Genomic DNA, 13,866 nt, shown 5'->3' with positions numbered 1-13,866 from the left:
TGCAACCCGTTTTTCGGAGCCTCTATGTATCAGCGACCTGCAGACCTGGAGCAGTTCATCCGCGTTGCGCGCACGCTGTTTCAGGCGCCAGCGCTCCCGGATACCGCACGCCAGTTAGCCGTGAAAGTGTTCGAGCGTCTCGATCATCCGTCCGACGATGGCAAGCGCAACAGCAAACGGTATCCCGCTTGCGAACTGCTCGACCCGGCCCTTGAGCCGGTTCTTGGCGAGCCGTCCGATCTCGGTGTCGCGGCGCGCGCCATCAAAACACTCGCGCCTTCGATCGGCTGGCAACGGCGAACGTCGGGATTGAATGGCAGCGACAATTATGTCGAAAACCACGTCCACGGCATGATTTGCGGCCCCGGCGGCATGGAAAGCCGCTACGACGTCCAACTGGGATTCTCCTTGCTCGCGCCACACACGCGCTATCCCGATCATCACCATCCGCCCGAAGAGGCTTATGTACTGCTAAGCGCTGGTGAATTCCGCCAACGCGATGGAGACTGGTTCGATCCGGGCATCGGCGGCGGCCTGCACAACCTGCCCAGTAGCGTGCACGCGATGCGATCGGGAGCCCGCCCGCTAGTCGCAATGTGGTGTCTGCTCGTTTAAAGGCTTCCCTCAATTCGAAATGAGCGCGGAGAAACCGGCCTGAATTTATCTTTACGCCGCACCGTGGCGGCAACACGAAAGAGGACATCAGCATATGGGTTTCAAGAGAAGCATCCATGCCGTGGAGACCCATTCGGGTATCCCCATGCGCGTCGTGACCGGCGGCATCCCGCATATTCCGGGCGACACCGTTCCCGGCCCGACATGCAGGAGGCCGATTGCGATGTGTTCCGGGGCGCCCGGATTTTCGTCGACGACCGCCAGAGCGCGGCCCAAGCGAGCGACATCCAGATCCCGATGCAGGCGGGCGTGATTGGGGAAGGCGACATCGAAGGCGATCTGTTCGATCTGTGCCGGATGCCGGCGTTCCATCGTGCGGCTCGCGACCGGACGGCTTACAAGAATGCCGGCGGAGCGCACCTGGACCTGATCGTCAGCCAGTATGTTGTCGAGCAATTGAAATCACGCTGACAACAAGGCCCGGCCGGTTGCAAACGTGCGGATCCCCAAAGGGCGGATGAAGGGTTAGAATTTCGAACGCAGCGTCGTCGAGCCGGTTAAATCAACAAGGAAGACACCGTTCGTGATTGGCCGCCCAAGCCCAAACCCTCGCAGCAGTCCCAGGCAAGCAGCTGCCACCCTCATCTCCACCCTCATTGTTGCCTGCGCCTTCTTCATGGAGGCCGTGGACGCCAACATCATCGTCACCGCCCTGCCCGCGATGGCGCGGGACTTCGGCAGCGATCCCGTCTCGCTGAAAATCACCATCATCAGCTACGTGGTCAGCCTCGGCGTGTTCATCCCGATCTGCGGCTGGCTTGCCGATCGTTTCAGCGCGCTCGCCGTGTTCCGGACCGCCATCGGCATTTTCGTCGCCGGGTCGCTGATATGCGCCGCCTCGCCATCGCTGCACATGTTCACGTTCGCGCGTTTCGTGCAGGGTGTCGGCGGCGCGCTGATGGTGCCGGTCGGCCGCATCATCGTCGTGCGGGCCGTACCGAAGCATCAGTTCGTCCGCGCGATGAACTATCTGAGTATGGCGTGGTACGTCGGGCCGGTTCTCGCGCCGCTGCTGGGCGGCTTTATCGCGACCTATCTGCACTGGCGGCTCATGTTTTTCATCAACGTGCCGATCGGCGTCGCCGGCGTCTATCTGAGCGGCCGCTACATCGCGAACACAAAAGAGCCGCATCCCGGTGCGTTCGACTGGCCCGGTTCGCTACTGTGCGCATTCGGTGCGACGTTCGTGCTGCTGGGGCTCTCGCTCGTCGACAGCGGAATCGTCGCCGACTCGACTGCGTGGGAAATGTTCGTCGCGGGCGCGATCCTGCTCGCACTCTATGTGCCGTATGCGAGGTACGCGAAAGAGCCCGTGCTCGATTTGCGCTTCTTCGACGTGCCGACGTTTCGCGCCAGCGTGCTCGGCGGATCGCTGTTTCGTATCGGATGTGGCGCCGTGCCGTTTCTGCTGCCGCTCTCGCTTCAGGTCGGGCTGGGCATGACGGCGTTCCAGTCGGGCCTCATCACGTGCGGTTCCGCGTTTGGCAGCATCTTCATGCGTCCGCTCACGTCGGTGACGCTTCGCAGACTGGGATTTCGCAAGGTGCTCATCTACAACGCAGCGATATCCGGCGTGGCGACGGCCGCATGTGGCATCTTCGGCTCATCGACCCCGACGTTGGTGATCTGGCTGATCGTACTGGTTGGCGGATTTTTCTCCGCGCTGCAGTTCACGAGCCTCAATACGCTTATCTACGCGGACATCGCGAGCCCCGATGTGGGTCGCGCGACGGGCCTCGGCAGCGTCGTCCAGCAAGTGTCGCTCGGTTTGGGGGTCGCAGTCGGCGGGATCGTGCTGCAGCTTTCCCGAGCGTTGCACGGGCGCACGCATATCGAGCCCGCGGATTTTCTCCTGGCGTTTCTCGTCGCGGGTCTGCTTTCGGTTGGATCGATTCCGCTTGTGCGGCGTCTTCCGCCCGATGCCGGCGACGATATGGTGCACGCGAGGAAAGGCGCTTGATGTCGTCTCGAACGCTGCTGTGGATTGGCGGAAAGCAGATGGAGTCGAACCATCCCGGGAACGGCTGACGTCCCCAACCAGATTTGAAGTCTGGCCGTACCACCCGATACGATTGCCTTCCGTTATGAAGCTGATGCAGTGAAAAACACGCGAAAACTGCGGAAATTTTCAACACTAGTCGCACGCTAAAGCCAGTCGCGCATGCGGCTATCGGGCCTCAATAAATGCAAATCGCGCTGGAACCGAGTATATCCAACGCGATCGAAGAACTCCAGAATCTGGATCGCGCGCTTGCGCCCGAGTCTCGCGGCATCGCGAAACGCCGCCGCGCCCACGCCGCTTGCTTGCGACTGCGGCGCTTCGGCCAGATGCGCAACCAGACGCGCAAGCTCGTGAACCACGTCGCGATCGTAGAACAGGTCGCGCACGATCTGATAGAGCCGGCCGAGGCGCGCAAGCTTGCGCAGCAGCGCGCGTACCTGCTCTTCGGGCTCGCGCGCTTCGCGCGCCAGGTCGCGCACCCAGGGCGGGTCGTAGCGTCCTTGCGCGATCAACGGCATGAGGCGCGCGGCAAGCGCTTCCTCGCGCGCATCGAGCGAGACCGCATGCTCGGGCAGATGCAGCCACGGCCCGCTGCGCGCGATACGTCCGGCTTCGATGAGCGCGTCCACGGCCGCGCGCCAGATCTCGTCGCTCACGAGCGGCGCCGCCATGCGCCGCAGGCGCGCGGCGTCCGGGCCCTGCTCGTCCGGTGTGCGTGCATGGAATTCGCCGAGCACCTCGACGATGTGCGCCGCGAGGCGCAGCCAACGATCGCGCGCGAGCACGACGGATTCCGTGGCACGTCCTTGCGGCGCGATCACGACCGCGTCGTCGGGCAGCGCGAGCATGCTCGCATCGAAGCCCGTCAACTGCGTGAGCGTGGCGCGCGTGAGACCGCGCGGTGCCTCGTCGATCAGCGCGCCGAGCTTGCCTTCGTCGAGCCATGCGCGCAGCGCATCGAGCCACGCACGGCGCTCGGGCGTGCGCCTGCGCCGCGCGGGCCCGAATGGATCGAGCACGCGGCCGCCACCCACCGTGCGGCTCGCCTGCGCGTTGCGCACGATGAAGCGGTCGCCGGGCATCGCATGCAGCGGCGCATCGAAGACGAGCTGCACGCGAGCCCGTTCTCCCGCCGCCAGCGTATCGCCTTCGAGCAGCGCGACGTTCGCCACGCGATGCGTCGTGCCCAGATGCACGTGCAGCGGCGACCAATGCTGGAGCGTGAGGCCCGCGTCATCGAGCAGACTCAGCTCGACGTCCAGACGCGTGGCGGGTTGCGCGAGCCGCGCATCGACGATCCAGTCGCCGCGCGCGATCTGGTCCTTCTCGATGCCGGAAAGGTTGAGTGCGCAACGTTGTCCCGCTTGCCCCGTTTCCGACGCGCGATTTTGCGCGTGGATGCTGCGTACTCGCACCGGCATGCCCGCGGGCGCGAGCAGCAAGGTGTCGCCGGTTCGCACCCGTCCCGCGAAAACGGTGCCGGTCACGACCGTGCCCTGCCCCGTCAAGGTGAAGACGCGGTCCACGGCGAGACGGAACAGGCCGTCGTCGCGGCGCGCCTGCCAGTGCACGGCGCGCTCGCGCAGCCAGCCATCGAGTTGCGCGACACCGGCGTCGCCGGGCTGCGTCGCCTGCGTTTCGAAGCACGGTGCGCCGGCCAGCGCCGTGGGCGCGAGCCACGCGGCGATTTCCGCGCGCACTTCGGCCGCGCGCGCGGCATCCACGCGGTCCACCTTGGTGAGCGCAATCGCGCCTTGCGTGACGCCGAGCAGTTGCAGGATCGCGAGATGTTCGCGCGTTTGCGGCATCACGCCGTCGTCGGCGGCAATCACGAGCAGCGCGAAGTCGATCCCGCACGCGCCGGCCGCCATCGTATGCACGAGCTTCTCGTGTCCGGGCACGTCGATGAAGCCGAGCACGTCGCCATTCGCGAGCGGCGCATAGGCATAGCCAAGCTCGATCGAAATGCCGCGCGCCTTTTCTTCCTTGAGCCGGTCAGTGTCCACGCCGGTGAGCGCGCGCACGAGCGTGGTCTTGCCGTGATCGATATGTCCCGCCGTGCCGACGATCACAGGCGCAGCTCCGCGAGTTGCGCGACGAAGGCCGCTTCGTCGGCGCTTTCGAGGCAGCGCAGGTCGAGCCGCAAGGCGTCGTCGGCAATGCGGCCGATCACGGGCCGCGGCAGCGCGCGCAACGCGCGCTCCAGTTTGAGCAACGCGCGGCCGCTGCCGCCCTTGCCCCGATGGCGCACGACCAGCCCACTGCTCGGCAAGACGTCGACCGGCAACGCGCCGCTGCCGATCTGGCTCAGCATCGGCTCGACGCTCGCCGCGTAGCCGTCGCCAAGCGCGCGCTGCAACACGGGCAGCACGCGCGCGGCCGCTTCGTGCATCTCGTTCGCGGGACGCGTGAGCAGCCGCAGCGTCGTCAGGCGCTCGCGCAGAAATTCGGGCGCCTGATAGAGCTTGAGCACGGGCTCAAGCGCGGCGAGCGTGAGCTTGCCGACGCGCAACGCACGCTTGAGCGGATGCTTCTTGATCTTCGCGATCAGCTCCTTGCGCCCGACGATCAGCCCCGCCTGCGGGCCGCCTAGCAGCTTGTCGCCGCTGAAGGTCACGAGGTCGGCGCCCGCTTCCACGGTGGCGCGCACGGTGGGCTCGGCGGGCAGGCCCCACTGCGTGAGATCGGCGAGCGTGCCGCTGCCGAGGTCCACCGCGACCGGCAAGCCGTGGCGCTGCGCGAGCGGCGCGAGCTCGTCGAGCTCGACGCTCTTCGTGAAGCCGCTGATCGCATAGTTGCTGCAATGGACTTTCATCAGCAGCGCCGTGCGCGCACCGATCATGGCTTCGTAATCCTTCAGATGGGTGCGATTGGTCGTGCCCACCTCGCGGAGCCGCGCGCCCGCGCGGCTCATGATGTCAGGAATCCGAAACGCTCCGCCGATTTCCACCAGTTCGCCGCGCGAGACGATCACTTCCTTGCGCGCGGCCAGCGCGGAGAGCGTGAGCAGCACCGCCGCGGCGTTGTTGTTCACGACCGTCGCTGCCTCGGCGCCGGTGAGCTCGCAGATGAGCGCATCGATCAGGTCGTCGCGATCGCCGCGCTTGCCGGTGGCCAGATCGAATTCGAGGTTCGCGGGCTGCGTGAGCGCCTGCACCACGGCGCGCACGGCCACGTCGGGCAGCAGCGCGCGGCCCAGATTCGTGTGCAGCACCGTGCCAGTCAGATTGAACACCGCGCGCAACGCGCTTTGTGCGCGCGCGGCAAGCGCGCGGTGCGCATCGGCTATCACCCGCTCGATCGAGAACGGCGTTGGCGCGCCGTCCGCGTCCGGCGCCAGCGTGCCCGCCTGCGCGTCGCGCCGCCAGCCGTCGAGCGTCGCGCGGATGGCCGCGAGCACCTGCGTGCGCCCATGCTCCGCAATCAGCGGCTGTGCCTCGGGCGAGGCGATCACGCGCTCCACGGCCGGCATCTGCGCAAGCAGCGCGTTCAGCGCGTGCCCGGCGTTCTGGCCGGCCCTCGCGTGGTTATCGTGCTGACTATGCTCACCTTCCCTCTCGCGCGCGGCTTCGCTCGTCTCGCTCGTGCGCGTCATGATTCGGCCGGCGCCTCGGGATAAAGCAGTGGATTCGCACTCGCGCGCCGATAACCGGCCTCGCTCATCAGCAGATCGAGCGTGAGGCTCGCGAGGTCGTCGGCGAGCGGCTCGAAGTCGAAATCCTTCTCCTGATAGCCGATCTTGCGATAGGTATGGCATTCGTCGCACGATTCCGCTTTCAAGGCCGGATTGCCGCCTTCGATACCGTGATATGCGATGCCCTTGGTCGAATCGCAGTTCGTGCACTTCACGCGCACGACGTGATTCTCGGTGCCGCACAGGCTGCATTGCACGTAACGGTAGCCCTGGAATGCGCCGCCCACGCGCACGATGCTCGCAACGGGCGGCACGCCGCAGACGGGGCACACGCCCGGCGCGTCCATATAGGGCACGTCCTGGGCGTTCAGGCGGCTCGCAAGATCGGTCCACACCACCTGCAGCGCCGCCATGATGAAAGGCGCCGTGGCAGGCGCGATTTCCGCGTGGCGTTGCGCGAGCAGCGCGTCGGCTTGCGCGTCGAGTTCGGTGTCGCTCATCGCGCGCAAGGTGTCCAGCACGTTCGCGAGCGCGGGCGTGACCGCGCCCGCCGCCTCCACGCGGTCCGCGAGGCGGCGCAACACCGCGCGCCATTGCGGGTCGCGCTCGCCGCCGAGCGCGGGCAGGATCGGCATCGAATGGCGCTGCGCGTGGGCGATGGCTTCGTCAGGCGGCATCTGCGCTTCGAGCTGCTCCAGCGCGTGCTGCTGCGCGTCCACGAGCGCCGCCATGAGGCGCACGTAGCCGCCGATGGGATTGTGGTCCGCCAGCTTGCGCAGACGCGCGGCGCGCTCACGGAAATGCGCCGCGCGCTCGGGCAGACGGATGCGTGGAATCGCGGAGGGATCCTGGACCCGAATCTGCTCAGGATCGAGAATGCGTTGCGTCACGGCGTATCGTCTCCATTCTCCAATAACAGAAAGCCGCCGCGCCCTTGCGGGCGGGCGGCTTGCCGGCATGCCCGGGCGGCTCGTGCCAGGCCGCATGCGCCGCTACTTGATGCTCTCGCGGAACCAGCGTGGATGATGCTTTCTCGCCCATCCCCAGGTGACGTAGCCGCGCGTCATCGCGCGAATCGAGCCCTTCACCCACAACGCCGCGTAGATATGCACGACGATGCCCACGATCAGCACGAATGCCGTGGCCGCATGCACGACGGACGCCACGCGGATCAGCGTGACGGGAAAGTAGAACGAGAAATAGCGCCGCCAGATCACGATGCCGCTCAGCAGCAGCAGCACAAGGCAAACCACCATCACGAAGAATAGCAGCTTCTGTCCCGCATTGTATTTGCCGATTTCGGGCAGCTTGTCCTCGCGATTATTGAGCACGTCGTCCATCTGCTTGAGCCATTGCACGTCGGCCGAATCCAGATAGTTGTGATGCCAGAAACGCAGCGCGAGCACCATGAACGAGACGAACATCACCACGCCGATGAACGGATGCAGGATGCGCGTCCATTGCCCGCCGCCGAACAGCGCGGAAAGCCAGAACATGGCCGGATGAAACATCGCGAGGCCGGAGAGCGCGAGCAGCACGAAAGTGATCGCGGTAATCCAGTGATTGCTGCGCTCGTTGGCCGTGTAGCGCTGGATTAAATGCGGCTGGATTAAATGCGGCTGGATTAAATGCGGCTCAATTGAACGCGGCTGAGTCGGTTGCGGTTCATCGTTGTTCATCGTCGCGCTCCTCGGGTTCGCCACGGATGCGCCGCGCCTCGTCGCGCGCGGCCTGTTCGTCCTCTTCGCTCACTTCGTTCGGCCCCACCCGCGTGTAGTGGAAGAAGCCGGCCACCGCCGCGAGCGCGATGCCCGCGAGCGCGAGTGGCTTGGCCACGCCCTTCCAGAGCCGCACGAACGGACTGATGCGCGGGTTGTCGGGCAGGCCGTGATACAGCGAGGGCTGATCCGCATGATGCAGCACGTACATCACGTGCGTGCCGCCCACGCCCGGCGGATCGTAGAGCCCGGCCTTGTCGAAGCCGCGCTCGTTGAGATCGGCGATCCGCTCGGCCGCGTGCTGCTTCATGTCTTCCTTGGTGCCGAACACGATCGCGCCGGTCGGGCAGGTCTTCACGCAGGCGGGCTCCTGCCCCACGGCCACGCGGTCCGAGCAGAGCGTGCACTTGTAGACGCGATGCTCCTTCTTCGAAAGGCGCGGAATATTGAACGGGCAGCCGGTAATGCAGTAGCCGCAGCCGATGCAGTTTTCCTCGTGAAAATCCACGATGCCGTTCGTGTACTGCACGATCGCGCCCGGCGACGGGCACGCCTTGAGGCAGCCCGGGTCCTCGCAATGCATGCAGCCGTCCTTGCGGATCAGCCATTCGAGGTTGCCGTCCGGATTTTCGTACTCCGTAAAGCGCATCACCGTCCACGAATGCTCGGTGAGGTCCATGGGGTTGTCGTACACCCCATGGTTCACGCCCACCTCGTCGCGCAGATCGTTCCACTCCATGCAGGCGGTCTGACACGCCTTGCAGCCGATGCACTTCGTGACGTCGATGAGCTTCGCGACCGTGCCCGTGACCGGCTCGCGCACGCCGGGCGGCGGCGTCGTGGTGGCCGACTGGCGCTTGATATCGAGCGATTGCAATGCCATGTCGTCCCCCTTACGCCTTTTCCACTTTCACGAGAAAGGACTTGAACTCGGGCGTCTGCGAATTGCCGTCGCCGACGGGCGGCGTGAGCGTATTCGTCAGATAGCCGGGTTTCGTCAGTCCCGTGAAGCCCCAATGCAGCGGCACGCCCACCGTGTGCACGGTCTTGCCCTCGATCGTCAGAGGCTTGATGCGCTTGGTGACCACGGCCACCGCGATCAGGTAGCCGCGATTGCTCGACACCTTCACGCGTGCGCCATCGGCCACGCCCACCTCCTTCGCGAGCTCCTCGCCGATCTCGACGAACTGTTGCGGCTGGATGATGGCGTTCAGCCGCGCGTGCTTGGTCCAGAAGTGGAAGTGCTCGGTAAGGCGATACGTGGTGGCGACGTGCGGGAACGATTGCGCCGTCCCGAACGTCTTGCGGTCGTCCGGGAACACGCGCGCCGCGGGGTTGCTCGTGGCCTGCGGGTTGCTGGGATGGAACGGGTTATAGCCGAGCGGGTTCTCGAATGGTTCGTAGTGCTCGGGAAATGGCCCTTCGTTCATGCCGTCGCGGGCGAAGAAACGCGCGACGCCTTCGGGGTTCATGATGAACGGCCCCATGTTCAGATCGGGCGATTCGTCGACCTTGTAGTCGGGCACGTCCGCGCCGGTCCACGCGCTGCCGCTCCAGCCGATCAGCTTGCGCGTGGGATCGAACGGCTTGCCCGCCGTATCGCACGAGGCCCGGTTGTAGAGCACGCGGCGGTTCGCGGGCCAGGCCCAGGCCCAGTTGAGCGTCTGGCCGATGCCGGTGGGGTCCGAGTTGTCGCGCCGGCCCATCTGGTTGCCCGCCTGGGTCCACGCGCCGCAGAAGATCCAGCAGCCGCTCGCGGTACTGCCGTCGTCCTTGAGCTGCGCAAAACCCGAGAGCTGCTCGCCCTTCTTCACGAGCACCCTGGTGGGATCCTTCGCATCGGTCTGATCGGCGAGCGCGCGACCGTTGTACTCCATCGCGAGCTCTTCGGGCGTGGGGCTCGCCGGGTCCGAGTACGGCCAGTCGAGCTTGACGATCGGATCGGGCAGCTTGCCGCCGTCCTTCTGATACGCCGCGCGAATGCGCAGGAACAGCCCCGACATGATCTCGAGATCGCTCTTCGCCTCGCCCGGCGGCTCGGCGCCCTTCCAGTGCCACTGGAGCACGCGGCTCGAACTCACGAGCGAGCCGTTTTCTTCGGCGAAGCACGTCGTGGGCAGGCGGAACACCTCGGTCTGGATCGAGCCGGGATCGACATCGTTATAGTCGCCGTGCTTCTGCCAGAACTCCGATGTTTCGGTGGCGAGCGGGTCCATGATCACGAGCCACTTGAGCTTGCCGAGCGCCGAAAGCGTCTTCGCCTTGTCGGGCGCGGACGCGATCACGTTGAAACCCTGGCAGATATAGCCGTTGACCTTGCCCTGATTCATCAGCTCGATGGTCTGCAACAGGTCGTAGGGCTTGTCGAGCTTCGGCAGCCAGTCGTAGCCCCAGTTGTTCTCCTTCGTGGCCGCGTCGCCCCACCACGACTTCATGAAGCTCACGAAGAACGCGTTGTAGTGCTGCCAGTAGCTGAGCTGGTTCGGCCGCAGCGGCTCCAGCGCGCGCTTCTTGATGTAGTCGTTGTAGTCCTGCTCGGCCTCGCTCGGCAGCGTCATGTAGCCGGTGAGCAGATTCGACATCAGCCCGAGGTCGGTGAGCCCCTGGATGTTCGAGTGGCCGCGCAGCGCGTTCATGCCGCCGCCCGCGATGCCGATGTTGCCGAGCAGCAATTGCACCATCGCGCCCGTGCGGATCATCTGCGAGCCGATCGAGTGATGGGTCCAGCCGAGCGCGTACATGATGGTGCCCGCGCGGCCCGGCACGGCCGTGGTCGCCAGCATTTCGCACACCTTGAGGAATTTTTCCTTCGGCGTGCCGCAGACCTTCTCCACCATCTCGGGCGTATAGCGCGAGTAATGCTGCTTGAGCAGGTTGTAGACGCAGCGCGGGTTCTGCAGCGTGTCGTCGGTCTTCACGAAGCCGTCGTCGCCGATCTCGTAGTTCCACGACGTCTTGTCCGGATACGCGTGCTTTTGCGCGTCGTAGCCCGAGTAGATGCCGTCGTTGAACGCGAAGTCGTCGCGCACGATGAACGGGAAGTCCGTGTAATTCTTCACGTACTCGTGCTGGATCTTGTCGTTCGTGAGCAGCCAGTTGATCACGCCGCCCAGGAACGCGATGTCCGTGCCGGTGCGGATCGGCGCGTAGAAGTCCGCCACCGATGCCGTGCGCGTGAAGCGCGGGTCCACCACGATGAGCCGCGCCTTGCGGTGCGCCTTGGCCTCCGTGACCCACTTGAAGCCGCACGGGTGCGCCTCGGCCGCATTGCCGCCCATCACCAGAATCACGTCCGCATTGCGAATGTCGACCCAATGGTTCGTCATCGCACCACGGCCAAACGTCGGGGCAAGACCTGCCACCGTCGGGCCGTGTCAGACACGCGCCTGGTTGTCGAATGCGAGCAGGCCCATCGAACGGGCCACTTTATGCGTGAGGTAACCGACTTCGTTGCTGCCCGCCGAGGCGGCCAGCATGCCGGTGGTCAACCAGCGGTTGACGGTCTTGCCGTCCGCGGTCTGCTCGACGAAGTTCGCGTCGCGGTCCGCTTTCAGCAGCTTCGCGACGCGGTCGAGCGCCTCGTCCCACGAGATGCGCTTCCATTCGTTCGAGCCCGCCGCCCGGTACTCGGGATACTTGAGCCGCTGCGGACTGTGAATGAAGTCGATCAGACTCGCGCCCTTCGGGCACAGCGTGCCCCGATTGACCGGGTGATCGGGATCGCCCTCGATATGGATGATGCTCGCGGTGGCGTTTTTCGCGCCGTCGCCGAGACCGTACATGAGGATCCCGCAGCCCACCGAGCAATACGGGCAGGTGTTGCGGGTTTCAGTGGTGCGCGCCAGTTTGTATTGTCGGACCTCGGCAAGCGCGTTGTCGGGTGCGAAACCCATCAACGCAAGGCTGGAACCCGCCAGCGACGTTGCCGTGACCTTGAGGAACTGACGCCGGGACATCTGCAGCATGATGCGTCCTCGGCTTTGTGATTGTGGGTTTTTTCAGTATAAGACGTTTTGGGCGACGGATCACGCGAGCTGTCCGGGCGCGCGATCGAGTGCTTCCTGTAAGGCCTCGCCGTGGCTGGCCGAGGGGCGCGGGTATCGGGCTTGCTATATATTCAGATGAAGTCGAACGAGATCGAACGAACCGAATGAGGCCCGACGCGGTCGTTCCACGCGCGCCGGACAATGTGCCGGCACTGTGAAAAACCCACGCCGGAACGCAGGACGCACAACATGGCAACCACTTCATCGGAACGACTCGAATCCGCCGCCCGCAAGGAAGCCTCCTGGGTCGTCTACGCGTGCCGGCAGTTCATCTCCGACCGCTGCCCGTCGCTGGCCGCGAGCATCGCGTTCTATTCGGCGTTTTCGCTCGCGCCCACGCTCGTGATGGTGATCGCGGTGGCCGGCTGGTTCTTCGGCGCCGACGCAGCGCGCGGCGAGCTCTTTCGCCAGGTGCACAACGTGCTCGGCAACGACGCCGCCGCCGGCATCACGACCATCGTGCAAAACGCGCACCGCGCGGGCGGCGCGGGCGGCGTGGCCGCCGTGATTTCGCTCGCGATGCTCGCGGTGGGGGCGTCCGCAACGTTTTCGTCGCTCAATTCCGCGCTCAATATCGTCTGGCCGCCCGACGGCCCGCGCGCCTCCTCGGTGTTCGCGCTCGTGCGCGTGCGGCTGATCTCGTTCGGCCTCGTGCTCGGCGTGGCGTTCCTGCTGATCGTCTCGCTCGTGCTCGATGCCGCCATCACCTTCGTCGGGCAGTGGATCTGGGGCGAATCCACTTATTTGATTATCGGAAACATCGTGCAACTCGCGGTCGGACTGCTCGTGCTTGCGGTGGCGTTCGCCGCGCTGCTGCGCTTCCTGCCCGACGCCGTGGTGCACTGGCGCGACGCCCTGGTGGGCGGCGTCGTCGCGGCGGTGCTGTTTTCGGTGGGCAAGAAACTTTTCGCGCTCTACCTCGCGCATGCGGGCATGGCCACGACGTTCGGCGCCGCGGGCTCGCTCGCCGTGCTGCTGATGTGGCTGTACTTCTCGGCGGCGGTGCTGCTGCTCGGCGCGGAATTTTCGGCGGCGCGCGCGCGCCTGCACGATCCGCGCGGGGCATGGGCTTTCCTGAAGGAAACGCCGCCGGGCAGCCGCGCGAAACTCGCCTCGGTGCTGGCCGCGTCCACGATCGCGCCGGTGCGTGATGCCGCGGCGGGGACGCAGGCGGCACGCGCGGTTCCTGATGGAAACACTGCGGGAAACACCACGGGAAGCACCGCAGGAAACACCGCCGGAGGCACGGACGCCGCCGCGAGACGGCGGCACACCGTGAGCAACGGCGCGCCGCCGCCCTACGCCGCGGCCATCGCGGCCGGCACCGCCCGAGATTCCGCCGATGATGGCGCAAGCGCCGCCGCAGCGCCGGTCCACGGCGTGGGCCAGGCGCGCGCCGAGGGCGGCGCCTTCGCGCGGTCCAGCGCCGCAGGCCTGAAAATCCGCCGCTCGGTCGTCAATATGGAGAAAAGCGCCACCTATGCGGCCGCGTCCACGCTCGTGCGCGCGGGCCGCACGGTGGCCGCCGCCGACCGCTACGTCAAGCGCCACCCGTGGCGCTCGGTGGTGTTCGCCGCCAGCGCCGCGCTCGCGATGACCGCAGCGGCGGCCCGTCGCCAAGCCGACACACGCGACAAGCACAATACGCAGGACCCGCGCTAAACCCCTTTCAGGCCCGCCCCCGCGGGCTCTCGCCGGCACTCGATCAGGCTTCAGCCATGGCACAACCAGGGTTCACCCTTGGTTGCGCCACGTTTACCCGTATACAACCCCGCATGAGGTTGCACGTTT

Annotated in this window: 10 protein-coding genes and 1 tRNA gene; 4 read left to right on the top strand and 7 right to left on the bottom strand. The window is 65.8% G+C overall.

Features of this window, described 5'->3' with window-relative positions:
* The first annotated feature begins 24 nt into the window (after positions 1-24).
* The 3 genes from U5775_RS28035 to U5775_RS28025 all read left to right on the top strand — a co-directional run bounded on the left by U5775_RS28035 (position 25) and on the right by U5775_RS28025 (position 2,635).
* A complete protein-coding gene (locus U5775_RS28035) occupies positions 25-615 on the top strand; it encodes a dimethylsulfonioproprionate lyase family protein (RefSeq protein ID WP_322061360.1) in 591 nt (196 codons plus the stop codon).
* Between the two features lie 204 nt (positions 616-819).
* Positions 820-1,086, top strand: coding sequence for a hypothetical protein (locus tag U5775_RS28030; RefSeq protein ID WP_322061359.1), 267 nt, complete (start codon positions 820-822; stop codon positions 1,084-1,086).
* A gap of 115 nt (positions 1,087-1,201) precedes the next feature.
* A complete protein-coding gene (locus U5775_RS28025; protein WP_415913672.1) occupies positions 1,202-2,635 on the top strand; it encodes an MFS transporter in 1,434 nt (477 codons plus the stop codon).
* A 25-nt stretch (positions 2,636-2,660) separates the two neighbouring features.
* Here the strand turns inward: U5775_RS28025 and U5775_RS28020 are convergent.
* The 7 genes from U5775_RS28020 to fdnG all read right to left on the bottom strand — a co-directional run bounded on the left by U5775_RS28020 (position 2,661) and on the right by fdnG (position 11,994).
* Positions 2,661-2,756, bottom strand: a tRNA-Sec gene (locus U5775_RS28020).
* 64 nt (positions 2,757-2,820) lie between these two features.
* A complete protein-coding gene (selB, locus tag U5775_RS28015; protein WP_322061358.1) occupies positions 2,821-4,749 on the bottom strand; it encodes a selenocysteine-specific translation elongation factor in 1,929 nt (642 codons plus the stop codon).
* Positions 4,746-6,149: an L-seryl-tRNA(Sec) selenium transferase gene (selA, locus tag U5775_RS28010; protein ID WP_322061387.1), complete on the bottom strand. Its 1,404-nt coding sequence runs from the start codon at positions 6,147-6,149 to the stop codon at positions 4,746-4,748. Before selA ends, selB begins: the two co-directional genes overlap by 4 nt.
* A 119-nt stretch (positions 6,150-6,268) precedes the next feature.
* Positions 6,269-7,201: a formate dehydrogenase accessory protein FdhE gene (gene fdhE, locus U5775_RS28005; RefSeq protein ID WP_322061357.1), complete on the bottom strand. Its 933-nt coding sequence runs from the start codon at positions 7,199-7,201 to the stop codon at positions 6,269-6,271.
* 102 nt (positions 7,202-7,303) lie between these two features.
* Positions 7,304-7,990 carry a formate dehydrogenase subunit gamma gene (locus U5775_RS28000; RefSeq protein ID WP_322061356.1) on the bottom strand — a complete coding sequence of 229 codons (687 nt, stop codon included), beginning with the start codon at positions 7,988-7,990 and terminating at the stop codon, positions 7,304-7,306.
* On the bottom strand, positions 7,977-8,912 hold the full coding sequence (fdxH, locus tag U5775_RS27995; protein ID WP_322061355.1) for a formate dehydrogenase subunit beta: 936 nt from the start codon (positions 8,910-8,912) through the stop codon (positions 7,977-7,979). Before fdxH ends, U5775_RS28000 begins: the two co-directional genes overlap by 14 nt.
* A gap of 10 nt (positions 8,913-8,922) precedes the next feature.
* The gene (fdnG, locus tag U5775_RS27990) at positions 8,923-11,994 is read right to left on the bottom strand and encodes a formate dehydrogenase-N subunit alpha (RefSeq protein WP_322061354.1); all 3,072 of its coding nucleotides are present in this window, start codon (positions 11,992-11,994) and stop codon (positions 8,923-8,925) included.
* 270 nt (positions 11,995-12,264) lie between these two features.
* On the opposite strand from fdnG, the gene U5775_RS27985 reads away from it, so the two are divergent.
* Positions 12,265-13,737, top strand: coding sequence for a YihY/virulence factor BrkB family protein (locus U5775_RS27985; RefSeq protein WP_322061353.1), 1,473 nt, complete (start codon positions 12,265-12,267; stop codon positions 13,735-13,737).
* Positions 13,738-13,866: the final 129 nt, after the last annotated feature.

Origin of the sequence: Paraburkholderia sp. J63 (assembly GCF_905220245.1) — a bacterium.
Taxonomy (GTDB): Bacteria; Pseudomonadota; Gammaproteobacteria; order Burkholderiales; family Burkholderiaceae; genus Paraburkholderia.
Note: the sequence above shows the minus strand (reverse complement) of the source record. Positions and strands in the feature narration are given on the sequence as shown.

Excerpts from the sequence above, each read along its gene's own strand:
- U5775_RS28030 (WP_322061359.1), top strand. The coding sequence starts at position 820 with ATGCAGGAGGCCGATTGCGATGTGTTCCGGGGCGCCCGGATTTTCGTC.
- U5775_RS28035 (WP_322061360.1), top strand. The coding sequence starts at position 25 with ATGTATCAGCGACCTGCAGACCTGGAGCAGTTCATCCGCGTTGCGCGC.
- U5775_RS28000 (WP_322061356.1), bottom strand. The coding sequence starts at position 7,990 with ATGAACAACGATGAACCGCAACCGACTCAGCCGCGTTCAATTGAGCCG.
- selA (WP_322061387.1), bottom strand. The coding sequence starts at position 6,149 with ATGCCGGCCGTGGAGCGCGTGATCGCCTCGCCCGAGGCACAGCCGCTG.
- fdxH (WP_322061355.1), bottom strand. The coding sequence starts at position 8,912 with ATGGCATTGCAATCGCTCGATATCAAGCGCCAGTCGGCCACCACGACG.
- U5775_RS27985 (WP_322061353.1), top strand. The coding sequence starts at position 12,265 with ATGGCAACCACTTCATCGGAACGACTCGAATCCGCCGCCCGCAAGGAA.